Origin of the sequence: Myxococcus sp. MxC21-1, from assembly GCF_032612255.1 — a bacterium.
Lineage (GTDB): Bacteria > Myxococcota > Myxococcia > Myxococcales > Myxococcaceae > Myxococcus > Myxococcus virescens.
Window position 1 is genome coordinate 1622250 of the sequence record NZ_CP123278.1, and the last position, 19256, is coordinate 1641505.

Consider the following 19256-nt stretch of genomic DNA (forward strand, 5'->3'; position numbering starts at 1 on the left):
TCAGGCCCGCGGATTCTCGGGCGCAGGTGCCTCGGTGGTGCTAGGGTTCGCCTCGGGTCGCAGCTCCGGCTCCAACGCCTCCGCGACCACTTCCACGCCCTGTGAGGCGAAGGTGGCGGCCACCGGCGCGCTGGCCGCCGCGGGGTTGGCGGAGATGGAGCCCAGGACGCCTGCCACGGCGGCATCGTCCAGGGACGGCTCCTCCGGCAGCAGCATGTTCAAGTCATTCGGGTCCGCGAGGAACTCGTCCGGCCCCGCGGGGCTGACCGCCGGGTCCAGCGCCTGCCTCACGGCGAACTGCTGCCCGTAGGTGGCCGCGTAGGCGCTGCCCAGCGCGTAGCCCGCGGGCGCATCATCCACGCGTGCGTCACCGGCCGCGGCCGTCATCATGTCGGCGGGAACGGCATCGATGCCCGCGGCCTCGGTCGCGAAGTTCACCGGCGCGCCGGAGCGAGCGGCGGCGAGGCTCGGCTGCTGGGTCTCCGCGGCGTCGGAGATGGCCGCTGAAGCGTCATCGACTCCAGCCATGAAGAGCGCGTCTTCCGCGGCCTGCAGTCGCGGGGCTTCCTCGAAGATGTCCTCGAGTCCCAGCTCCAGCGGCGGCTCCAGGTCGGCCGCGGCACCGGGGCCATTCAGCATGAACAGCACGTCCTCCGCTTCCATGGGCGTGGGCGCGGTGGAGGTGTCCCGGTTCTGCAACTCCCACGCGGCGGCCTCCGGCGAGAGCAGGTCGCTGCCCATGTCCTGGGCGCTGGCCTCTCGGAAGGAGGGCCGGTGCGCCGCGCCACTCACCGGCTCCCGGGGCGCGCCGAGCGCGGCGGGAAGCTGCGAGCCCAGCAACTGCGAATACCGCGGCGGAGCCGCTTCGAAGGAGCTCTCGCCGGCGAACACGCGCAGGTGTTCGGGCGCTTCCGCATTCGCGGCGTCCACACCGGCCAGCATCGGCGCATGCGCGGCGAGCGACGTGTCCAGGTCATCCACCTCCGCCTGGAACTCGCTCTCATCGGCATAGCCACGCCGCACCGCGGGGATCGGCTGCAGCGGCTCGCGGGGCGCGAGCGGTGACACCGACTCCAGGCTCGTGTCGAGCCGGGCGCGGGAGATGGCGCTGGAGATGCTCGCGGTGATGCGGCGGATGGACGACATCAAAGGCTCCCTGCGGCGCGCACACCGGGCCGCATCGGAATTGTCGCCTCGTCACCGGAGAAGTTGCCAGGGAACAGGCCCGGGCATGCTGGGTTCCTCGTTTCGTTGTCATGGCATTCGCGCACCCTGACGGGAGCGTCCTGGCGGGCAAGCGCCCCCTGGGGGGACGGGGCCCAGGTGCCAGGCGGAGGTGTGGGGTCGTGACCCCACGCTCTGGGGGCTGTTGACGGGTGGAGGGCACTTGCAGCGTCTGCCAGTGGACGGGGGAGGGGTGGTTGTCACGGCGCCGTGGCGGTCCCTTCCCAGGAATCCCCAGAACCGGAGTATCCGTTCCTTGCGTCCGTCGGGGGGAAGGACGCTGGCCTCTCGCTTGCTGGTGGGAGGCCCGAGGAGGCAGTCATGAGAATGGACAGCGCGGGACAGACCCACATCGGTCGGCGGCCGCACAACGAGGATGCGTTCTGCGTCGCACCGGAGCTGGGGCTGTTCGTCGTGGCGGATGGGCTGGGCGGACAAGAGGGGGGAGAAGTCGCCAGCCGGTGTGTCGTGGACACCTTCGTGGGCTTTGGCCTGCGCCTGGGGCAGGACCGGGATTCGACGTGGCCCACGGTGCCGGACCCTCGCCGCAGCCGTGAAGAGAACCTGTTGGCGGCGTGCTCGGCGCTGGCGCAGCGCAACCTCCAGGCGCAGCGCGTGGGCCGGCTGCGGGAGATGGCGTCTACCGTGGTGGCGTTGGCGGTGAGCGAGCACGGCGCGGCGGTGGCGCACGTGGGCGACAGCCGCCTGTACCGGCTGCGTGGCGGAAAGCTGGAGTCGCTCACGCGCGACCACTCGCTCATCGAGGAGCTGCGGGACGCGGGCATGGAGCCGCCGGGAGGCTCGGGCAACTTGCGCCACCTCATCACCCGCGCGCTGGGCACGGAGAACGCGGAGCCCACTGTGCAGCGGCTTCAGACGGAGCCGGGTGATGTGTTCCTGCTGTGCTCGGACGGGCTCTATGAGCCGCTGGGCGTGGAGGGCCTGATGAAGCGCCTGACGATGTCCTCCGCGCGCGAGGTCTGCGACGCGCTGGTCGCGGACGCCTACGAGGCGGGCGGCAAGGACAACATCACCGCGGTGGTGCTGCGCGTCGCGGAAGCGTGAGGCGCGTCAGAAGCCCACGCCGAAGGAGAGGCTGGCGGACGGCAGCCACGTGTTCCCGGGCTGGATGAGCTCGGGGGCGTGGGGCATCCACGCCAGGCTGAAGTTGAAGTCGCCCACCAGCTCGAAGCCCGCGGCCAGCGGGCGGAGGAAGCGCAGCCCGAGGCCCCCTCGGGCCCTGCCGTGGCCACGCGGCGTCGGTCGGTCCCCTTGAACTGGAACCCTGGGTCGTCGCGGCCCACCTGGGCCTCCGCGAAGCCCCCGGCGAGGAAGGGCTGGAAGGTGCCCCAGCGCTCCACGTCGAAGCTGGCCAGCCGCAGCTTGGCGCGGAAGTGCGCCACCTCCGGCTCGGGGTCGCCGTGCAGGAACCCGCTCCCCGTGCCACAGCTCTCCACGGACAGGAACGCCACGGGGGACAACTCCAGACACAGGTCGGGTCGGCCATTGCCGTTCGCCGTGGAGCCCCCACGCGCAGGTTGCCGAAGTTGCGCGTCGTGTGAGGCGGCTCGGCCTTCGCGCGCGCCTCTCCGGCGGCCTCCTCCGCGCGAAGTCCGCTGGGCGCGAGGGCAAGCAGGGCCAGTGCCGCTGGAATGGAGGTCGAGCGCATGACACGCACGCAATCGCGCCGCTTCCACACCGGTCAATGCAACGCCAGGGTGAGTGTCCATGGCCGCGCGCGTCGACGCCGAGGACGTAGGTGCACGACATCGGTGTAGGTCTCGATTTGTGTCATGCGAGACAGGCTGCCGGGTCATTCCTGCCACCTGTTGTTCCTCGCTCAACAGCCGGGCGCTGTCGCGGTAGGCTCGCCATCCCCCACTGGGCGCCCCCCGCCCATCCCCTGGCCTTGTCGCGAATGACGCACAGCCTTGCCGCGCGCCTGACCGCAGCGCTCTCCCTGGTCATCCTCTGTCTCTCCACGCTGAGCGTCGCGCTCACGGGCGTGTCGCTTCGGACGTGGTCGCACGAAGCCGTCACGTCCCGTCTGGCGCAAGACGAAGCCGCGTGGAGCCGCGTCCTGTCCCAGGAGGTGCGTTCGCTGACGGCCCTGGCCCGCGTCGCCGCGGCCAGCACGCCCTTGCAGACCGTGCTGTCGAGCGGCTCCGGGGTCGGGGAGCATCTCGAGCCTCGCTGCGTGCGCAGCAGTCGCTCCTGGGCGTGGACCTGCTGCTCGCGGTGGACACCGCGGCGGGTGTGCGCGTGGGCACGCCACCCGGGGCACTGTCGGGGATGGAGGCCCTGGTGAAGGAGGGCGGCGCGCGCATCATCCTGGTGGATGAGGTGCCCCATCAGGCCGTGGCGCAGCCCGTGATGACGGCCGAGGGCCGTACCGTGGGGTACGTGGTGCTGGGGCGGGTCCTGGGCGAGGTGGAGCTCCAGGCGCTGCGTGACGAGCGCGGTGTGGAGGGCGTGTTGAACGTGGGCGGGAAGCCGGTGGCGCACGCGCTGGGCGCGGTGCCTGAGGATGCCTTGCTCGCGGCACTGGAGGGGAAGGGCCGGCCGGACGAGGTGTCGGTGAATGGCGTGTCGCTGCGGCTGCGCCGGGTGGAGATGGGGCCGGGCGTGGAGCTGCTGCTCACGCGTGACGGGGGAAGGAAGCGGAGCAGTTCCGTGCGTCGATGCTGCTCGTGGTGCTGCTGGGCCTCATCGTCACGGCGGCGGCGGGCACGGCCGTCTTCCTGCTGGTGCGGCGGATGATGGAGCCGCTGCGCGAGCTGACCGTGGCCACCACGCGGATGGTGTCGGAGGGGGATTTCCGCGGGACGCTGGCGGTGCGCTCGAAGGATGAGATTGGCCAGCTCGCCAGTTCGTTCTCGGAGTTGATGTCGCAGCTGCGCGAGCTGTTGATGGCGCTGCGCCATTCGGCCGAGCAGCTCGAAACGGCGTCCACGCACCTCACCGAGTCCGCGTCCGTCCAGAACGAGGCGGTGTCGCAGCAGGCGGTGGCGCTGCATGAGACGCAGATTGCGGCGCAGCAGCTCCAGGAAGCCTCGCGCGCGGCGGCGCGGCGCGTGGAGGTCATCCTGCGGGAGGCGGACAAGGCCAGTGGCTTTGGCGAGGCGGGCGAGGCCGCGGTGTCCGGCAGCGTGGGTGGGCTCACGCACATCCGGTCGCACGTGGAGCAGATTGGCCGCACCGTCGCGGAGCTGCACCAGCGCACGCGGCAGGTGGGTGACATCACCCGCACGGTGAAGGACCTGGCGGACCAGTCGAACGTGCTGGCGCTCAATGCGTCCATCGAGGCGGCGCGCAGTGGTGATTCGGGTCGTTCCTTCGCGGTGGTGGCACGGCAGATGCGGTCGCTGGCGGACCAGTCCGCGGGGGCGACCACGCGCGTGCAGTCCATCCTGAGCGACATCGGCCGGGCCATCTCGCAGACGGTGAGCACCAGTGAGGGCGGCGCGCGCGAGGTGGAAGGTGGCCTGGAGCAGGTGCGCGCGGCGGGCGAGAGCCTCCGCTCGCTGGCGGGCATCATCCAGAGCAACGGCAAGACGGTGCGCAGCATCGCCGAGGCTGTGAGTCAGCAGGACGCGGGCATCGCGGAGCTGTTCGCCGCGCTCAGCTCGATGGCCGACCTGGCGGACCAGATTGTCGACCGGATGGCCGCGAGCGAGCAGTCCGCCATCCAGCTCTCCGCGGCGTCCGCCGAGCTGAGCGCCATCGTCGGCAGGTACCAGCTCTAGCGCGCTTTTCGGTCTGGGGCGCGCGCCTGCGCCGCCGCGCCAGTGGGCTTCGTCTGGCCTGAGCGGGCATTGCCGCCGCCCGCGCTCACCCAGCCGCTGGAGGCAGGCTCATCGGGCGCCGTCATGTCGAAGGCGCGGATGCTCATCCGCTGCGTCCAGTCATTGCTGGCATTCCAGTTCGTCCAGGCCCCCAGCACCACGCGTCCCCGGTGCAGCGCGGGCGGGGTGATGTACGGCGCCTTTCCCAGCAGCGCGCAGGCGGACAACTCGTTCCCGTCCTGGTCCAGCTCCCGCAGGAACGAACCGAGCGCGGCATCCTCACCGGTGCAGGCGTGCTCGCCGCATGTCTCGGCCACGGGCCGGTCCACCAGCAGCAGCGAGCCACGCTGGGTGAGGAGCGGTGACATCGGCCGGTGCCCACGGCCCGGTGCCAGCGCACCGCGCCGCTCGAGGATCCAGCCCATAGAGGAACGTGCCCCCGGATGCGTGGTGGTGGGGCAGCCCTCGGTGGTGCACCGCATGTCGGGCAGGACCAGGAGCCGGTCCGCCTGCATCGCCGTGCGGCCGAAGGTCGAGCTGGAGCGGCCCAGCGAGTAATAGAAGGACTCAGCGGAAGCGGTCGCCAGCGTGGCGATTGGCGCTCCCGTGGCCGCGTCCACCAGCTCCGCGCGGCCCAGCATCAACGTCCCTCCGTCCACGGCCGTGGGCTCGAGCACGCCCGTTCGCTGCGTCCGCCAGCGGAGCTGCCCATCCGCCGCGTACGAGAAGAGGTCCGTCCGCTGCTCCAGGACATCGGAGGCGCCGCCGTAGACGTTGCCCTCCGTATCCACCACCAGCGGCGCATGGACGGGCGGCACGGGCTCCTTCCACGCCACCGCGCCGGTCTCCGCGTGCACCGCGACGAGCAGGTCCTCGGCGCCCGCGTCTCCAAACGTGTCGTGTACCAGCGCAATCAGATAGGGCGGGCTGAGCACGAGCGATTCGATGCGAAGCCCATGGTGCGCCTGCGGGTCTTCGTCCTTCACGGCCCCCAGGGACACGCTCCAGCGCTCCTGTCCGGTGGCGCTGTCCCGAGCGGAGAGCAGGGCCAGCCGGCCCGTGACGAAGAGCTGTCCCCCCGCCACCGTGTGAACGCCCCAGGCTCCCGGGGGCGGAAGGTCGCGCCGGTAGCGCTCGGTCCCTTCAGACGTGACGGAGACGAGCTGACACGCCAGCTGGCTCGGGTCCTTGTCCACCCAATAGCTGCTCTCGCACTCCGTCCAGTAGGTGTGCCCGTCCCCGTCCATGGTCCCCCGGAAGTCCACGGTGCGGTTCCACGCGGCGTCGTAGCTCCACGCGAGTCGCGCCGTGCCATCCGGTCCGGAGCACGCCGCCGATGTCGCCGGTGGCGGCACCTGCGGCTCCGGTGTGGGCTCCTGCGGAGCGGGCGTCTCAGCGCCAGGGGTGGGCGTTTGCGTCACATCCGCGGGTGTCTCGAGGGTGGGCGCCGCTCCGTCCTCCACGGACGACGAACAGCCCACCCACAGACACGCGCCCAGCACCATGCTTCGCAGTCCACTCACGCCCACCTCCCGATTGCTGGCCACCGCGCGGCTCGTCGCCGGGGTGGTCGCGCACAGTGGGGATGGGATTCCCGCTGCGCAACGCACCCGGCCACGGGTGGCGGCCGGGCAGGCAGTCAGGCGGAATGGGAGTGAAGTCTCAGCCCAGCTCGCCACCGTCGATGGCGTACGCCGTGCCGGTGATGCCGCCCGCCGCGTCCGACGCGAGGAACAGGCACAGCGCGGCGACTTCCTCCGGCGTGATGATGCGGCCCATGGCGTTCATGGACGCCAGGGCCTCGCGCGCCTGCTCCTCGCTGCGGCCCGTGGAGGCGCTGATGGCCGAGGTCGCACCGGCGAACATGTCCGTCTCCACCCAGCCCGGATTCACGATGTTCACCGTGATCTGCTTCTTCGCGTACTCCACCGCGAGCGCGCGCGTCAGGCCCAGCAGCGCATGCTTCGACGCGCAATACGCGGACGTGTACTTCACGCCCCGCACCGCGGCCATGGAGCCGATGTTGATGACGCGTCCGCCGCCCGCCTGGGCCATGGCCGGCATCAGCTCGCGGCAGAGGAGGAAAGGCGCCGTCACGTTGACGGCCATGACGCGGGCCAGGTCCTCGGTGCGCGTCTTCGTCAGGGGCGCGGAGACGGTGATGCCCGCGTTGTTCACGAGCACGCGCGGAGGACCCTCGGCGAGGATGCGCTGGCTCGCGGCAACCAGCGCCGCTTCGTCGGACACGTCCACCGCGAGCGGCCGGATGCGCTCGCCGCCTTCCTGTCGGAGCGACTCCAGCGCTTCCGTCGAACGCGCCAGGGCCCACACGTCATGGCCCGCCTTCGCGAAAGCCAGCGCCACCGCGCGGCCAATGCCTCGGCTCGCGCCCGTTACCACCACCGTCTTGGAGGTCGTCGTCATGAGACCAGCCTAGCGCCGGCCCCTCATGCTGGCAGCAGGACGTGCCAAGGCCGCGTGGCGCTGCCGCCACGGGCGGCAGCGCCACCCTCCCCACATCCACGAGGGACGGGGAGGGTGGGAAGACGCCGGTGTCCGGCTCAGCCGTTCTGGGCTTCTTCGCTGCGGGCCTTCGGCTCGGTCGGGGCCGCTTCGCCCTCGGACGCGGTCTCGGCAGAAGCCTCGGCTGCGGTCTCGGCCGGAGCTTCGGAGCCGCCTTCGGGCTCGTCGGGCAGCTCGGGCGCGGTGCCCGCCGCCTCGGCGGCCTGCTGGGCCTTGAGCTCCTCGTCGTTCATGAAGCCGACGGGGTTCTCCTTGCGGTTGAGGAAGCGCACCGACTTCTTCGACAGCGCGAACATCTGCTCCGCCGCCGACGAAGGCACCAGCGAGTGCTCGATCTGCGCGGGCTCGGGGCGCTCCACCACGCCCAGCTCGCCCTCTTCGAGCTGCTTCGCCTGCGCGGGGCTCAGCTCCAGCCGGCGCAGCTTGCCCTTGCGGGTCATGAAGTAGAACGCCGTCTCCCCCGCCTCGACGGGGACCTGGGAGCCCAGCACCAGCTCGCGCAGGGCGCGGTCCAGCTCCACCTGCCGCTTGGACTCGGCGCGCTGGTAGGCCTTGGAGCCCGGCATGGGGGGCAGCTTGGGGATGGCCCGCTCCGCCGCCGCCGCGGCCGGCCGCCCGTGCTGGGGACCTCCGCCGTGCCGGGGGCACCCCCGAAGCCGCCGCCTGGACGCCCGCCGCCCTCACGACGGCCGGCGTCACGGCCGCCACTCGGACGGCCTCCACCCTCGCCTCGGGGCGGGCCGCCTGGTGTCCGGTTGTCATCACGGCGGGGGGGAGGACGGTTGCCGCCTGAACGGCCGCCCTCCTGGGGTCCGGGCCGCCGGGCTTCCGCCTGGCTGGGCTTCGACTCCACCTTCTTGGCCTGGTCCTCGGTGACGAGGCCCGCCTTCAATAGCTTGTCGCGCAGGTTCTGCATGAGTTGGGCGTTCTATCCCTTGCACGGCCGCACGCAAGCCACTGCTTGCTGCTCGTGTATGCCCCACGTAACTTGCCGGCCTGGTCGTACCCTCCCGGAGGAGTCGTGAGCCGTCTGAAGAAGTCCGCCTTCACCCTTGCCGTGGCGCTGGCCGCCGTCGGCTGCTCGGACCCGGTCGACAAGGCGGCCAAGGCACGCATCTTCTCGCCGGAGGACCCGCCCAAGGTGGTGGCGTCCGCGAAGGAAAAGCTGCCCCCCGAGGACGTCGCGGACAACCCCCAGGTGGCGCGCCGCATCCTGGGCATGGACGCCGCCGAGGTGACCGAGCGTCTGGGCCCCCACCGCTACCAGGCGACGCTGGGGTACGAGTGGACCTCCGAGGCCTCCATCCCCGTGAAGCTCACCGAGACGCGCACCTTCCGCGCCGGCCCGGGCGGGGTCAGCGGGGATTTCCACGGCGTGCTGGAGAACTCCCGGGACCAGGGCCTGGAGGTGATGCGTGTGGGGGGCAGGTGTTCGCCCGCAACCGGTATGGCCCCTTCCGCCAGCGCCTGCGCGACCGAGGCATGGCCGAGCGCACCCGCGCGGAGCTGACTGGCGCCATCCGCGACTTCGACAGCCTCTTCCAGGGGCGCATCAAGCTGACGCCCGAGGGCACCGTCACCCACGAGGGCCGCACGGCCTGGCGCTACGTGGTGACGCTGGCCCCCGCCGCCCAGGCGGAGGCGTCCCGGCCCTTGCCGCCCATGCCCCAGGCCAAGAAGGGGGCGCGGACGAGACGACGGTCCGCCGGGCCAACTTCTTCGCCCATCGCCTGCCGCGCTCGCTGGACGGCGAGGTGCTGGTGGATTCCGCCACCTCCGTGGTCCTCAAGGCCCGGCTGGACGGGCGCATGGGTGTGCCCGGGGACAAGACGCCCGAGGCGGCCGAGCTGCGCCTGACGCTGGAGGCCGCCCTCACCGAGGTAGGCAAGGACCCACGGCTCCAGCCGCCCGAGGGTTTCCTCCCGGACGCGGACAAGCCCCAGGGCATCGCCGACGCGCTCGACAGCTTCGGTATCCAGCGCAAGAAGCCCTCGGACTCGGATTCGGCCAGCCCGGAGTCTGCCCCGGAGCCCGAGGACGAAGAGGGCACCTGACGTGGTTCCGGCGCTCTTTCCGGGCGCCGTTGCCTGGTGAACGGCCGGCCAGGACTCCGGGGTATCCCGGACGGGGGTGGAGGGGGCGGCGCTACATCTCGGCAGCGAGATGTTGGAAGAAAATTTGCGCTGACTCTTGCGTCCTCTACAATCCTCGACGGTTGCGGCCCGGACGCGTCCGACATGCTCGGATGTTCAGCGGGGCTTCACAGCAAGGGAGCGGCGATGGAGCGCAAGGTCGGAAGTAGCACGGTGACGGCCAAGGAGGTCAAAGCGGCGCTGGAGAAGGCGCGTACGCTTTCGGCCGAAGAGGAGAAGGTTCTGCGCATGCGCCACGGTGCTGGCGCTTCCAGCACCCGTGCACCGCTGCCCCGTGCCGCTGGTGACAACCAGGAGCTGGGCGACGAGCTGCTCCTCATCGAGATGCAGCTGATGAAGGCGATGCGCGCTCGCGCGGGTGGCAAGCCCGCGGTCACCGCCAGCAGCAAGCCCGTCGCCGCCACGCGCGCGCGGGATGCCGCCGCCAATCCCACCAAGGACAAGATTGTCCGGGCGCTCCGCAAGAAGAAGTAGTCGTCTCGCGGGTGTCCCCTACCGGTTGAGGATGGCCACGAGGCGCTCCCCGGCCTCGGGCAACGCCAATGGCGTGCCTGACGTCTCCGTGGCCAGTCCTTCCGCATCGTCAGTGCCCCCACGCGCGTACAGCCCCTTCAACCAGGCGGCGGCCGCGGGGTTCCTCCAATAGTCCTCGTTGAACTGCTCCGTGATGCGCGCGGTGAGCTGGGTCTCCAGGGCCCAGGACCGCAGGTAGTGCGCCACGTACAGCTGCGGGTCCACGTCGTGGAGGAAGAAGCCAGGGTGTGGCTCGACGAAGAGCGCATGGCGCTGCCCGTCGGCGTATTCGTCCGCGCGTTCCGTGGAGGCGCCCCGCTGCGTCAGGGACAGCTCGTAGGTCAGCTTGGCCGCGTGACGCCGCAGCAGCGTGAGGGCCTGGAAGGCGGCCAGTCGCACCGTGTCCCGCGCGGCCACGGTGGGCAGTCCCAGGTAGCGCTTGAGCCACTCGGGGGACAGGAGCAGCCGTTCGAAGACGGCGGCGTGGGCCTCCGTCACGGACGCGTCGCCCAGCCGGCGCAGCTCCATGGGCAGCGTGTCGGAGACATGGGCGCGGTGCTGCGCGTGGCCCATCTCATGGAGCAGGCTGGCCAGCCCGTCGATGCCGCCGCGAGGCTGGAGCACCAGGCGGATGTCGTCCGGCACGCGCACCACGGCGACGAAGGGGCGCGGTGACTTGCCGGGCCGGGCCTCGTCGTCGATGCGGATGCGGCCCCCGGCGTTGGGCGTCAGGCCCCACTCGCCCAGCCAGCGCACCACGGCGGGGAAGGCGTCCTCGCGCCGGAAGAAGCCGTCCATCCACGGGGTCTGGAGCGCGGCCTGCAAGTCATGCCTGCGGGCCTCTCCGCCGGGCAGTGGACGCAGCAGCGGGTCCACCTTCTTGAGGACGTAGGCGAGCACGTCGCGGTAGGCGTCCTCCGTGCGCGCGAGCATCGTCGCGGCGGACTCGGCCAGCCTGGCGAAGTCGATGCCGGTGACGTCCTGGCGCAGGGCGGGGTAGTTCTTCGCGCCCAGCTGCTCCGCGGTGTGCAGGGCCGCATCGCGCCGGTCCCCGTAGCGGGTGCGGTTCTGCCAGAGGAACTCGCCGGTGGCGCGCTCCAGCAGGGCGCGGCGGCCCCGGGCGGACTCGTGGGGAATGCGGCCCAGCGCCTCGCCGAAGGAGTAGGTCTGGTCGTCCACCATCAGCCGGGCCTGGGCCTCCAGCGAGGCAATGGCCTCCACGTGACGGGCGGCGAGCGCGTCCTCGACGTGCGAGGCCACCAGCTCACGCACCAGTCGGATGCGGCGGACGGTGAGGGGCTCGTTCTTCGATTGGGCCTTGGCGAGCGCCTCGTTGGCGGCGGCGAAGGTGTCCGGAGACGACAGCTCGGGGAAGGCGGCGTGGAGCTGGCTGGGGGAAACATCCAGCGCGAGCCCGGCGCCTTGCCGGTAGTTCAGCGTGGCGAGCTCGGCGAGGAAGTCGTCCAGCCGCGTACGGACGGAGTGCAGGGGACGGTCCATGGGGGCGCGAAAGGTAACAGGAAGCGGGCGGCGCGAAAGGGCGATGCGCGCGTAGAGTGCCGCCGCATGACATCTGCGGTGGACACAGGGATGGGGGGCGGTGTGCCGGAGCACGTGGCGCATGGCGCGGGCTCGTACGCGGAGGCCGTCCGCCCGGTGGGCGAGGTGGCGGCATGAAGCGCCGGACGTTCCGGGTGGAAGGGGCGTTGGTGGGGAAGGCCGTGGCCCGCGCGATCGCGGATGAATTGGGACTGCCCGAGCCGGGGGCACGGGGGCTGGTGGAGGTGGGCGCCGTCTACGTGGCGGGCAAGCGGAGCCGGGATGCGAATGCGCGGCTGACGGCTGGGCAGGTGGTGACGGTGGTGCTGGAGGAGGGCGGGCAGAGCCCCCTGTCCGAGGCGCCCCCGCGCCCGAGCTGCGAGTGCTGTACGAGGACGCGGACGTCATCGCGGTAGACAAGCCGGCCGGCGTGTCCGCGCAGCCCACCGAGGGGCGCGTGGGGGACAGCCTGGTGGACCTGGTGGGGGCGAAGCTGGGACGCCCCGCGGGGCTGGTGCACCGCCTGGACCGGGAGACGTCCGGCGTGACGGTGTTCGGGAAGACGGCGGAGGCCACGTCGGCGCTGGCGGCCGAGTTCCGGGAGGGACGGGCGCGAAAGCGCTATGTCGCGGCCACCGGGCCGGGTTTGCCCCCGTCGGGCACGGTGGACCTGCCGTTGTCCAAGGACCCGTCGCGCCCTGGCCGTTGGCGGGCGACCCGGGCGGCCAATGGTGTACCCGCGCTGACGGACTTCCACACGCTGTCATCGGGGCCGGCGTTCTGTGTCGTCGAGCTGCTGCCGCACACGGGCCGCACGCATCAGCTCCGCGCGCATCTGACGGCGTTGGGCGCTCCGATTCTGGGGGACGCGCGTTACGGCGGCGCGGCCCGGGCGGAAGGCGTGGAGGCACCGCGGTGCTTGCTGCATGCCCAGGCACTGGAGCTGGGACATCCGCGCACGGGGAAGTTGCTGCGAATCGAGGCGCCGGTGCCGGAGGACCTGATGCGGTTCTTCCTGGCCGCTGGCGTGTCGGCGCCCTCGGGCGCCATTCGTGGCGCCGAGTGAGTCCTCACGCCGCGCAGGTGAAGTCGCGGCCCTCCACCCAGCCCCGTCCGATGAGGTCCTCGCGAATCTCCGCGCGGGCCCAGCGGACGCCCACGCACACCAACAGGTGTCCATCCCCGGGCGCGCCGAGCTCCTGGGGGGAGATGACCGGGATGCCATGGATGCGCGTGCCCACCTTGCGAGGGTGGACCTCCACGTAGCGCCGCACGCGGACGCCTTCCTGGTGGAGGAAGTGCGTCAGCGTCTTGCCGCTCGGGCCCGCGCCCCACACCGTGCAGGGGCGCCCGTCCGCCAGGGGGCCACGGCCTCGCGTCAGGTAGCGCGCCTTCGTCCACAGGAAGCGCTTGACGGCATAGCGCGGGTCCGTTCGCGTCATCCGCCCGTCGCTGTCGCGCCAGCGAAGCAATACCTCGGACAGGTTGCGCAGCCCGAAGCCCCGGTCCAGCAGCTCCAGCCACAGCGCGTAGTCCTCCGGGAAGTCGCCGTCCTGCCAGCCTCCCGCGGCCACCAGGGCGTCCCGGCGCAGGCAGACGGAAGGGTGGCACAGGGGGCTTTCGATGAAGCGCTCCCGGTCGAGTCGCTCTGCGGTGGTCAGCCCGCTGAGCCACGTGGCATAGGCCTGGAGCGAGGGGCTCACGGGTTTGTCATCCCGGAACAGCTCCACGGCCGTGCCCACGCCGGCCAACCCGGGGTCCGCTTCCAGGGCGGTGAGGCTTGCCTCCAGGCGTTTGGGAAGGGCTTCGTCATCCGCGTCCATCCGGGCGACGTAGGGGGAGGTGGCTTCACGCAGCGCCAGGTTCAGCGCCGCCACCAGGCCACGGCCCCGGCCGTCAAGGACTTCCACGCGGGAGTCGCTCGCCGCCAGGTCGGTCAGCACTTCACGCGTACCGTCCGTGGAGCCGTCGTCCACCGCGAACACACGGAGGTCGCGGAGGGTGCCCGTCAAGAGGCTGCGGACGGCGCGGGCCACGGTGGCTTCGGCGTTTCGCGCGGGGAGGAGGACAGTAACAGCCGGAACGGGCATCGTTGTGTGTAGACTGCCGCACCCATGGGTGGCGTGAGAAACGGCAGGAACGCCGGCACGCCGGAGCCCGCAGCGGTCCGACAGGAGGCGCTGCAGCCCGGCGCGTCCGACGTCAATCCCGCGGAGGATGTCAGCGAAGTGGTGGACCGGCACTTCCGGTCCGCGGCCCGGCAGCTACGAGAGGGCTCCGCCGCGCGCGCGTTCGGAGAGCTTGCGCGCGCCAGCAGGACCCTGCCGATGACGCCGCGCCTGGCCGCCGGGATTGTGCGCATGGCGCTGCTGGCGGGCACCGAGGCTGCGGCCATCACCCTGCTGGAGGTGGCGCCGACGGTGGTCTCCAGCAGGCGCGCGGTCCGGCGTCAGCTCGCGCGGGTCCTGCGACGGGTGGACCAACTGCCGCGTGCCGCCGCCGCGCTCGAAGCGCTCCTGGTGGAATGGCCCGAGGACCGGCGTGCTCGGCGCGTGCTCCAGGTGCTGCGTGCGCGCATCGAGGGCAAGGCGGTGCCTGTCGCTGGTGCGAGCGCCCCGATGGTGGATGTGGACGAGCGGGGTGTGCTGGCGAAGCTCCCAGCGCGGAGAGAAGGCGCGCAGGTAACTGCCTCTTGGGAGAACGACGACGCCGTCTACCTCATCGAAACCGTGGTGGGGCCGCCGCTCTCCGCGAGGGCGCTCTCCGCGCCAGCTTCCACGGTCGGTGCGGCGGAGGCACGTTCGCAGCCTTCGGTGTCGCAGCTCCCAGAGGCTGGTGGAGGAGCGCCTGCGGCCGCGTTGCCTGAGCGTGGCGCGGATGGGCTTCAGGCGGAAGCTCCGCCCGTCTCGGAGCAACGTGGGCCTGTGTCGAGTTCGCTCTCACCGCCTGGGCCTGATGCGCGCGCGACGGCTTCGTCCAAGGGGAGCGAAGCGCTGCCCGATGCCGATGCGCGTCCGTCGCCCGTGAAGGCGCCACCCACTGAATCGCTCAAGACGGTGTTGGAGATGCCGGCGGTGGAACTCCCCGCGGTGACTCCCCGCGGTACCTCTGCTTCCGAAGCACCCAAGACTGTCGTGGAAATGCCGGCGGTGGTTGTGCCACCGAGGGCATTTGAATTCGAGGCGCGCAAGACGGAAGTGGAGATGCCCGCGCTAGGGGACGTCGCCGTGCCCCCGTCTTCAGGTGTGGCCAAGACGTTTGCTCCGGGGCGCGCGCCACTGCCCGTGCCTTGGGCCGATGCCCCAGACGACGACGCACCCGTGCCCCCGCCGGTCGCTCGCTTCGACGACGCCGACGAAAGTGAAGTCACTTCGGAGGCACAGCCCTTTCTCGTCGGCGCTGACGTATCGCGTCCTCCACCGCGCCAGCAGACGCCTGCCTCTTCGAAGCGCGAGCGGCGGAAGACCCCGCCCCCGTCCGAGGCGCTGCCACCTCCCATCACGTCCCGCGCCGCACCCGAGCCGGATGCCCGCTCTGGCACCATGGAGGTGTCGTTGGCGGAGCTGGAGGCCGCGCTCGCGTCGGCTTCTGGCGATGCACCGAACAAGAATGGCCGCACTTCCGAGGCGAGCGCGGGGCCTCGGGAAGAAGACACCGAGGAGCTGCCCCGCTCGCGGAAGGTCGAGGCCCAGCTCATCGCTCGACGGGCCTGGGCCGAGCTGGCTCAGCTCTACCTCAAGCGGGCGGACCGGGCGAAGGACGCGTCCCTGCGCGCCGATGCGTTGGCGCGCCTCGCGGAGGTGATGGAGAACGAGCTCCACGACCCCGCGGGCGCCGCGCGCATGTACCGGGAAATCGTGGAGCTGACGGGGGACCGCGCCGCGCTTCGAGATCAGGTGCGGTTGCTGGCCGCGAGAGGGGACGCGTCCCTCGTGCGCCGCGCGTTGGACGAGGCCATCCGGCGCGCGCCCGCTGGCCGCGCACGCGCGGGGGCTCTGCTCACGCGGGGCGAGCGCTGGCTCCACATGGGCGAGCTGCAGAAGGCTCGCGCGGACTTCGAGGCGGCGGAGTCCTCCGCGCCGGGGCTGCTTCCCGTGCTCGCGGGGATGCTCCGCTGCGTGTCGGACGCGGAGCGTCCGTCCATCGCGGAACGGCTCCGGGTGGCACTGGCGGCGGCACCACGCCGTGCGCTGGACCGCGTGGAAGCGCTGCGCGTCCTGGCCCAGGTCGCGGAGGAGTCGCTGAGCGATTGGCGGCTCGCGCAGTGGGCCTGGAGCGAGGTGCTCACGGAGAGTCCCGACAGCGAGCAGGCCCGCGTGCAGCTCACGACGCTGACGCGAAAGCTCGGCGACACGACGGTGCTCAGCCGGCTTCTGCGTGCGCAGCTCACCCGCGAAGCCCGAGGGCCCGCCGCGCGTCAGGCCCGGCTGGAGCTGGTCGCCACGTTGGATGCCCAGGGCGACGCCGATGCCGCGCTCGAGGAGTTGCGTCAGGCCGTGCGCTACGAGCCGGGCCACAAGGAAGCGTGGCTGATGCTCGTGGAGCGTCTCCTCGAGCGGGACCACCTGGGCGAGGCGGCTTGGGCCCTGGAACACGCGGCCACCGCCATGGAGGACGAGGCGGAGCGGGAGCGCACCTGGGACCGGCTCGCGCGTCTGTGGCGCGACGTGATGGGCAATCCCGAGCGCGCGCAGGTCTACGCTCGCCGGGCGGAGGGAATCCGGCAGGCGCGCGCAGAGCGTGAAGTGCCGCCTCCCGAGCCGCCGCGCTCCGCGGCTCCTCGCCGTGAGTCGAGCGGCCCCCGTGCGCCACTCATCGCGGCGTCCCCGGTGCTGACGCAATCGTCCGGAAACCTCCAGCGCCTCGCCAACGAGGAGGCGTCCACCACGGACATCGGGGTTGCTCCCCCGCGTCCGAAAGCGTGGAGCCACCCCGCGATGAAGTCGGGAGAGCTTCCCCGGGCGCCGCGGTGGAGCAGGGCCGCAAGGGCTCGCCGGAGCCCGTCCCTTCGGGGCGGAAGGGGAGGCGGGAGGCCCGTTCCGGCCGCGAGGCCCCGTCTGGAGTGGACGCCGGGGCGCGAGGTGAACCGCGTGCGCTGGCCGCGGATGCGCCGCTTCCCAAGGGCGCGGCGCGCGCCACCGTCTCGCCTGCGCAAGGCGAACCGCGCGTTCCAGTGGAAGCCTTCGCGGCATCGCCACCCAAGGCAGAAGCACGTGCAGCCGCGTCGTCCCCCAGGGGCGAGGCCCGCAACCCGCCTTCATCCCCGGGCAACACGGCTGCCCCGCCGCCACGCGCTCCCGCTGAGTCCGCGGACGCCGCCATCTCCCCCAAGGCGCCGGCTGCTCAACGCTCCCCCGCGTCCTCACGCGGAGACAAGGCCGCGCCACGCGCCGCCGCGTCCGGAAGCGAAGCGGAGCAAGGGCCCGCTTCTCGCGACGCGGAGGTCCGAGCCCAGCGTCCTCGGGCCACCGACCTCATCACGGGTGAGGTCATGGACCTCGGTGATGCCCCCGTCCCGGAGACCCGCGTCATCTCCTGGGAAGCGCCGCCCGGCCGGATGGACCCGGTGCGCCGCGTCGTCCGCGCGCGCCCGGAGGGCACGGTTTCCGCCCCGGTGCCGGGGCGCACGTTCATCGCGAAGCCACCCACGGCGCCCGAGCCTCCTCGGCCTGTCCCCGGCGTCATGGACCCGCGCGAATCACCCGCGCCCGCCTATGTGCCGCCACCGGACACCGAGCCCGATGCCTTCCGGCACATCCGCGAGCGCCCGCTCGACGCGAAGCCCTATCGACTCCTCGCCGAGTACTTCGACCAGCGAGGAGACCCGGCGCGCGCCTCGCTCATGCGCGAAATCGCCGATGCGCTCGACGGGCTCGAAACTCCCGCGCCGCGCGGCCAGCGTCCACCGCTGACCTCCGACGAGCGCGCTGGCCTGCGCCACCCTGGCCTGCGCACGCCCTCGGGCGAACTGCTGGCCTGCACCGGAATCGCGCTCTGCCGCCTGTTCCCAGCGGAGGGCCGCGCCGCCGGCTCCTCGGAGCTGCTGCGCGCCACCGCGGGCCCCTGCGCACCGGCCGTGCTCGACGCGCTGCACACCGCCGCGCGGATGCTGGACGTCCACCTGCCCGAACTCGTGCTCGCAGAGGACGACGGCCCGCCTTTCACCGCCGTGCACGCGGGCCACCCACGCCTCCTCGTGGGCCGGCTCCTGCTGCGTGAGCCCATGCCGCTCCCGGAGCTGCGCTTCCACGTGGGCCGCGCCTTGCTGTCCCTGTCGCCGGACCTGCTCGCGCTCCGGGCCCTCAAGGGGGCCAGCTCCTCCGCGCCCTGGCGCTGCTGGCCACCGTGCTGAAGGACCCGCGTGCGTCCGGAGCCGAGGCCCGCGTGGTGCGCGAGTCCCTGTCGCCGCGCGCCCTGGAGCGCGCCATGGCCTTGCTGGAGCCCGGCACCCAGAACTTCAAGGCTTCGGCGCTCGCAGATGCCGCGCGGGATTCCGCCAACCGCGCGGGCCTGGTGGCCTGCGGAAGCATTGGTCCCGCGCTGTCCGTCTTGCGGACCCGCCGGGGCAACGAGGCGGAGCTGGTGGAGCTGCTGCGCTTCGCCGCGTCGGAGCGCTACCTGCCGCTCCGGGCGCCGCGCTGACTCAGTTCGTGTTCAGCTTGATGGTGAGCGCCAGCATGCGCCCCTTGGGGCCGCCCAGGTCGTGGCGGTAGCCGAAGTCCAGGCCGCCTCCGCCCTCGGACATGAAGCCGAGCCCCGTGCTGACTTGCGACGTCCGCGTGAAGCCGTCGTAGGAGTAGCCCACGCGCACCGGGAACATCTGGCCCAGGATGTACTCCAGACCGCCGTGGTACGTGAACGTCCTGGTGTCGTTCGTCGTGAAGTCCGCGCGCACGTCGCCTGCGAGCGTCAGCAGCCCCGTCATCACCCCGACGTGCGCCGAGTAGTAGCGCGTCAGCTCGTCATTGCCAGTGTCCACGATGTTGTGCGCGGAGACGCCCGCCATCAGTGACGGTGACAGCCGGAGTATCAGCCCCGCGTCGCCGGTGACGGAGTTGGCGAACCGAGACTGGCCGCTCATGCGCAGATATCGCACCGTGGCGCCGAGCATGAGCGCCTGACTGATGGGCAGTCCCACGCCCATCGAGCTGAGGTGGGCACTGGCGCGCGCGCCGCCGCGCCCCACGCTCACCCAGTGGTAGTCCACGCCCATCCCCAGGCGGCTCGTGGCGGCGTCGACGACGGAGACGCCCAGCAATCCTTCCTTCCGCCGCGTATCCCACGCGCCGGTGCCTTCAACCCGGTAGGACGGGTAGAGGACCATCGCCGCTGGATTGCCCATGATGGCATCCGTGCCCAGCCCCAGGGCCCGGTAGGCGCCGCCCATGCCATAGGCGCGTGCGCTCATGACATCGCGAAGGTCCTCGGCGGGCTGCGCCAGAGCGGTAGTGGACACACAAAGGGCAATCAGCACCAAGGCGCGGAGCAACATGACAAGTCCATCCTATCCGCCTTGATG

Annotated in this window: 18 protein-coding genes and 1 pseudogene; 11 read left to right on the forward strand and 8 right to left on the reverse strand. The window is 71.8% G+C overall.

Annotation, left to right across the window (positions count from 1 at the left end; genetic code table 11):
- Positions 1-1146, reverse strand: a complete 1146-nt coding sequence (locus QEG98_RS07695) for a hypothetical protein (RefSeq protein WP_316566250.1) — start codon at positions 1144-1146, stop codon at positions 1-3.
- A gap of 399 nt (positions 1147-1545) precedes the next feature.
- Here QEG98_RS07695 and QEG98_RS07700 point away from each other — a divergent pair, with 399 nt between their 5' ends.
- The gene (locus QEG98_RS07700) at positions 1546-2289 is read left to right on the forward strand and encodes a PP2C family protein-serine/threonine phosphatase (protein WP_011551529.1); all 744 of its coding nucleotides are present in this window, start codon (positions 1546-1548) and stop codon (positions 2287-2289) included.
- Here the strand turns inward: QEG98_RS07700 and QEG98_RS07705 are convergent.
- Positions 2229-2696 (reverse strand): hypothetical protein, encoded by a 468-nt coding sequence (locus QEG98_RS07705; protein ID WP_316566251.1) that lies wholly within the window; start codon positions 2694-2696, stop codon positions 2229-2231. The two genes, QEG98_RS07700 and QEG98_RS07705, sit on opposite strands and share 61 nt — an antisense overlap.
- A 748-nt stretch (positions 2697-3444) precedes the next feature.
- Between QEG98_RS07705 and QEG98_RS07710 the strand changes: the two genes are divergently transcribed.
- Positions 3445-3984 carry a hypothetical protein gene (locus QEG98_RS07710; RefSeq protein ID WP_316566252.1) on the forward strand — a complete coding sequence of 180 codons (540 nt, stop codon included), beginning with the start codon at positions 3445-3447 and terminating at the stop codon, positions 3982-3984.
- Positions 3906-4970, forward strand: a complete 1065-nt coding sequence (locus tag QEG98_RS07715; RefSeq protein ID WP_316566253.1) for a methyl-accepting chemotaxis protein — start codon at positions 3906-3908, stop codon at positions 4968-4970. Before QEG98_RS07710 ends, QEG98_RS07715 begins: the two co-directional genes overlap by 79 nt.
- Here QEG98_RS07715 and QEG98_RS07720 read toward each other — a convergent pair.
- The 3 genes from QEG98_RS07720 to QEG98_RS07730 form a co-directional block, all read right to left on the reverse strand.
- The gene (locus QEG98_RS07720) at positions 4967-6532 is read right to left on the reverse strand and encodes a PQQ-binding-like beta-propeller repeat protein (protein WP_316566254.1); all 1566 of its coding nucleotides are present in this window, start codon (positions 6530-6532) and stop codon (positions 4967-4969) included. The two genes, QEG98_RS07715 and QEG98_RS07720, sit on opposite strands and share 4 nt — an antisense overlap.
- A 139-nt stretch (positions 6533-6671) precedes the next feature.
- Positions 6672-7433, reverse strand: a complete 762-nt coding sequence (locus QEG98_RS07725; protein WP_316566255.1) for an SDR family oxidoreductase — start codon at positions 7431-7433, stop codon at positions 6672-6674.
- A gap of 137 nt (positions 7434-7570) precedes the next feature.
- Positions 7571-8098, reverse strand: coding sequence for a DUF2058 family protein (locus QEG98_RS07730; protein ID WP_316566256.1), 528 nt, complete (start codon positions 8096-8098; stop codon positions 7571-7573).
- 455 nt (positions 8099-8553) lie between these two features.
- Here QEG98_RS07730 and QEG98_RS07735 point away from each other — a divergent pair, with 455 nt between their 5' ends.
- From QEG98_RS07735 to QEG98_RS07750, 4 genes are all read left to right on the forward strand, one after another.
- Positions 8554-9042, forward strand: coding sequence for a hypothetical protein (locus QEG98_RS07735; RefSeq protein WP_316566257.1), 489 nt, complete (start codon positions 8554-8556; stop codon positions 9040-9042).
- Positions 9015-9389 (forward strand): hypothetical protein, encoded by a 375-nt coding sequence (locus QEG98_RS07740; RefSeq protein ID WP_316566258.1) that lies wholly within the window; start codon positions 9015-9017, stop codon positions 9387-9389. Before QEG98_RS07735 ends, QEG98_RS07740 begins: the two co-directional genes overlap by 28 nt.
- Complete coding sequence (locus tag QEG98_RS07745) at positions 9341-9586, forward strand: hypothetical protein (RefSeq protein ID WP_316566259.1); 246 nt, start codon at positions 9341-9343, stop codon at positions 9584-9586. The genes QEG98_RS07740 and QEG98_RS07745 overlap by 49 nt, the downstream gene beginning before the upstream one ends.
- 225 nt (positions 9587-9811) lie before the next feature.
- The gene (locus QEG98_RS07750) at positions 9812-10159 is read left to right on the forward strand and encodes a hypothetical protein (RefSeq protein ID WP_316566260.1); all 348 of its coding nucleotides are present in this window, start codon (positions 9812-9814) and stop codon (positions 10157-10159) included.
- Between the two features lie 18 nt (positions 10160-10177).
- Here the strand turns inward: QEG98_RS07750 and QEG98_RS07755 are convergent, their stop codons facing one another.
- Positions 10178-11698, reverse strand: a complete 1521-nt coding sequence (locus tag QEG98_RS07755) for a peptidase M3 (RefSeq protein WP_316566261.1) — start codon at positions 11696-11698, stop codon at positions 10178-10180.
- Between the two features lie 173 nt (positions 11699-11871).
- On the opposite strand from QEG98_RS07755, the pseudogene QEG98_RS07760 reads away from it, so the two are divergent.
- Positions 11872-12803, forward strand: a pseudogene (locus QEG98_RS07760) (RluA family pseudouridine synthase).
- Between the two features lie 4 nt (positions 12804-12807).
- Here QEG98_RS07760 and QEG98_RS07765 read toward each other — a convergent pair.
- Entirely contained in the window at positions 12808-13773 is a 966-nt protein-coding gene (locus tag QEG98_RS07765) for a glycosyltransferase (RefSeq protein ID WP_316566262.1), read from the reverse strand.
- A gap of 78 nt (positions 13774-13851) precedes the next feature.
- Between QEG98_RS07765 and QEG98_RS07770 the strand changes: the two genes are divergently transcribed.
- The 3 genes from QEG98_RS07770 to QEG98_RS07780 are packed head-to-tail and all read left to right on the forward strand — an operon-like array spanning position 13852 to position 18379.
- Positions 13852-17649, forward strand: a complete 3798-nt coding sequence (locus QEG98_RS07770; RefSeq protein WP_316566263.1) for a hypothetical protein — start codon at positions 13852-13854, stop codon at positions 17647-17649.
- Entirely contained in the window at positions 17580-18089 is a 510-nt protein-coding gene (locus QEG98_RS07775) for a hypothetical protein (protein ID WP_316566264.1), read from the forward strand. The genes QEG98_RS07770 and QEG98_RS07775 overlap by 70 nt, the downstream gene beginning before the upstream one ends.
- Positions 18083-18379, forward strand: a complete 297-nt coding sequence (locus tag QEG98_RS07780) for a hypothetical protein (RefSeq protein ID WP_316566265.1) — start codon at positions 18083-18085, stop codon at positions 18377-18379. Before QEG98_RS07775 ends, QEG98_RS07780 begins: the two co-directional genes overlap by 7 nt.
- A gap of 1 nt (position 18380) precedes the next feature.
- On the opposite strand, the gene QEG98_RS07785 is transcribed toward QEG98_RS07780, so the two are convergent.
- Complete coding sequence (locus tag QEG98_RS07785) at positions 18381-19229, reverse strand: hypothetical protein (RefSeq protein ID WP_316566266.1); 849 nt, start codon at positions 19227-19229, stop codon at positions 18381-18383.
- Positions 19230-19256: the final 27 nt, after the last annotated feature.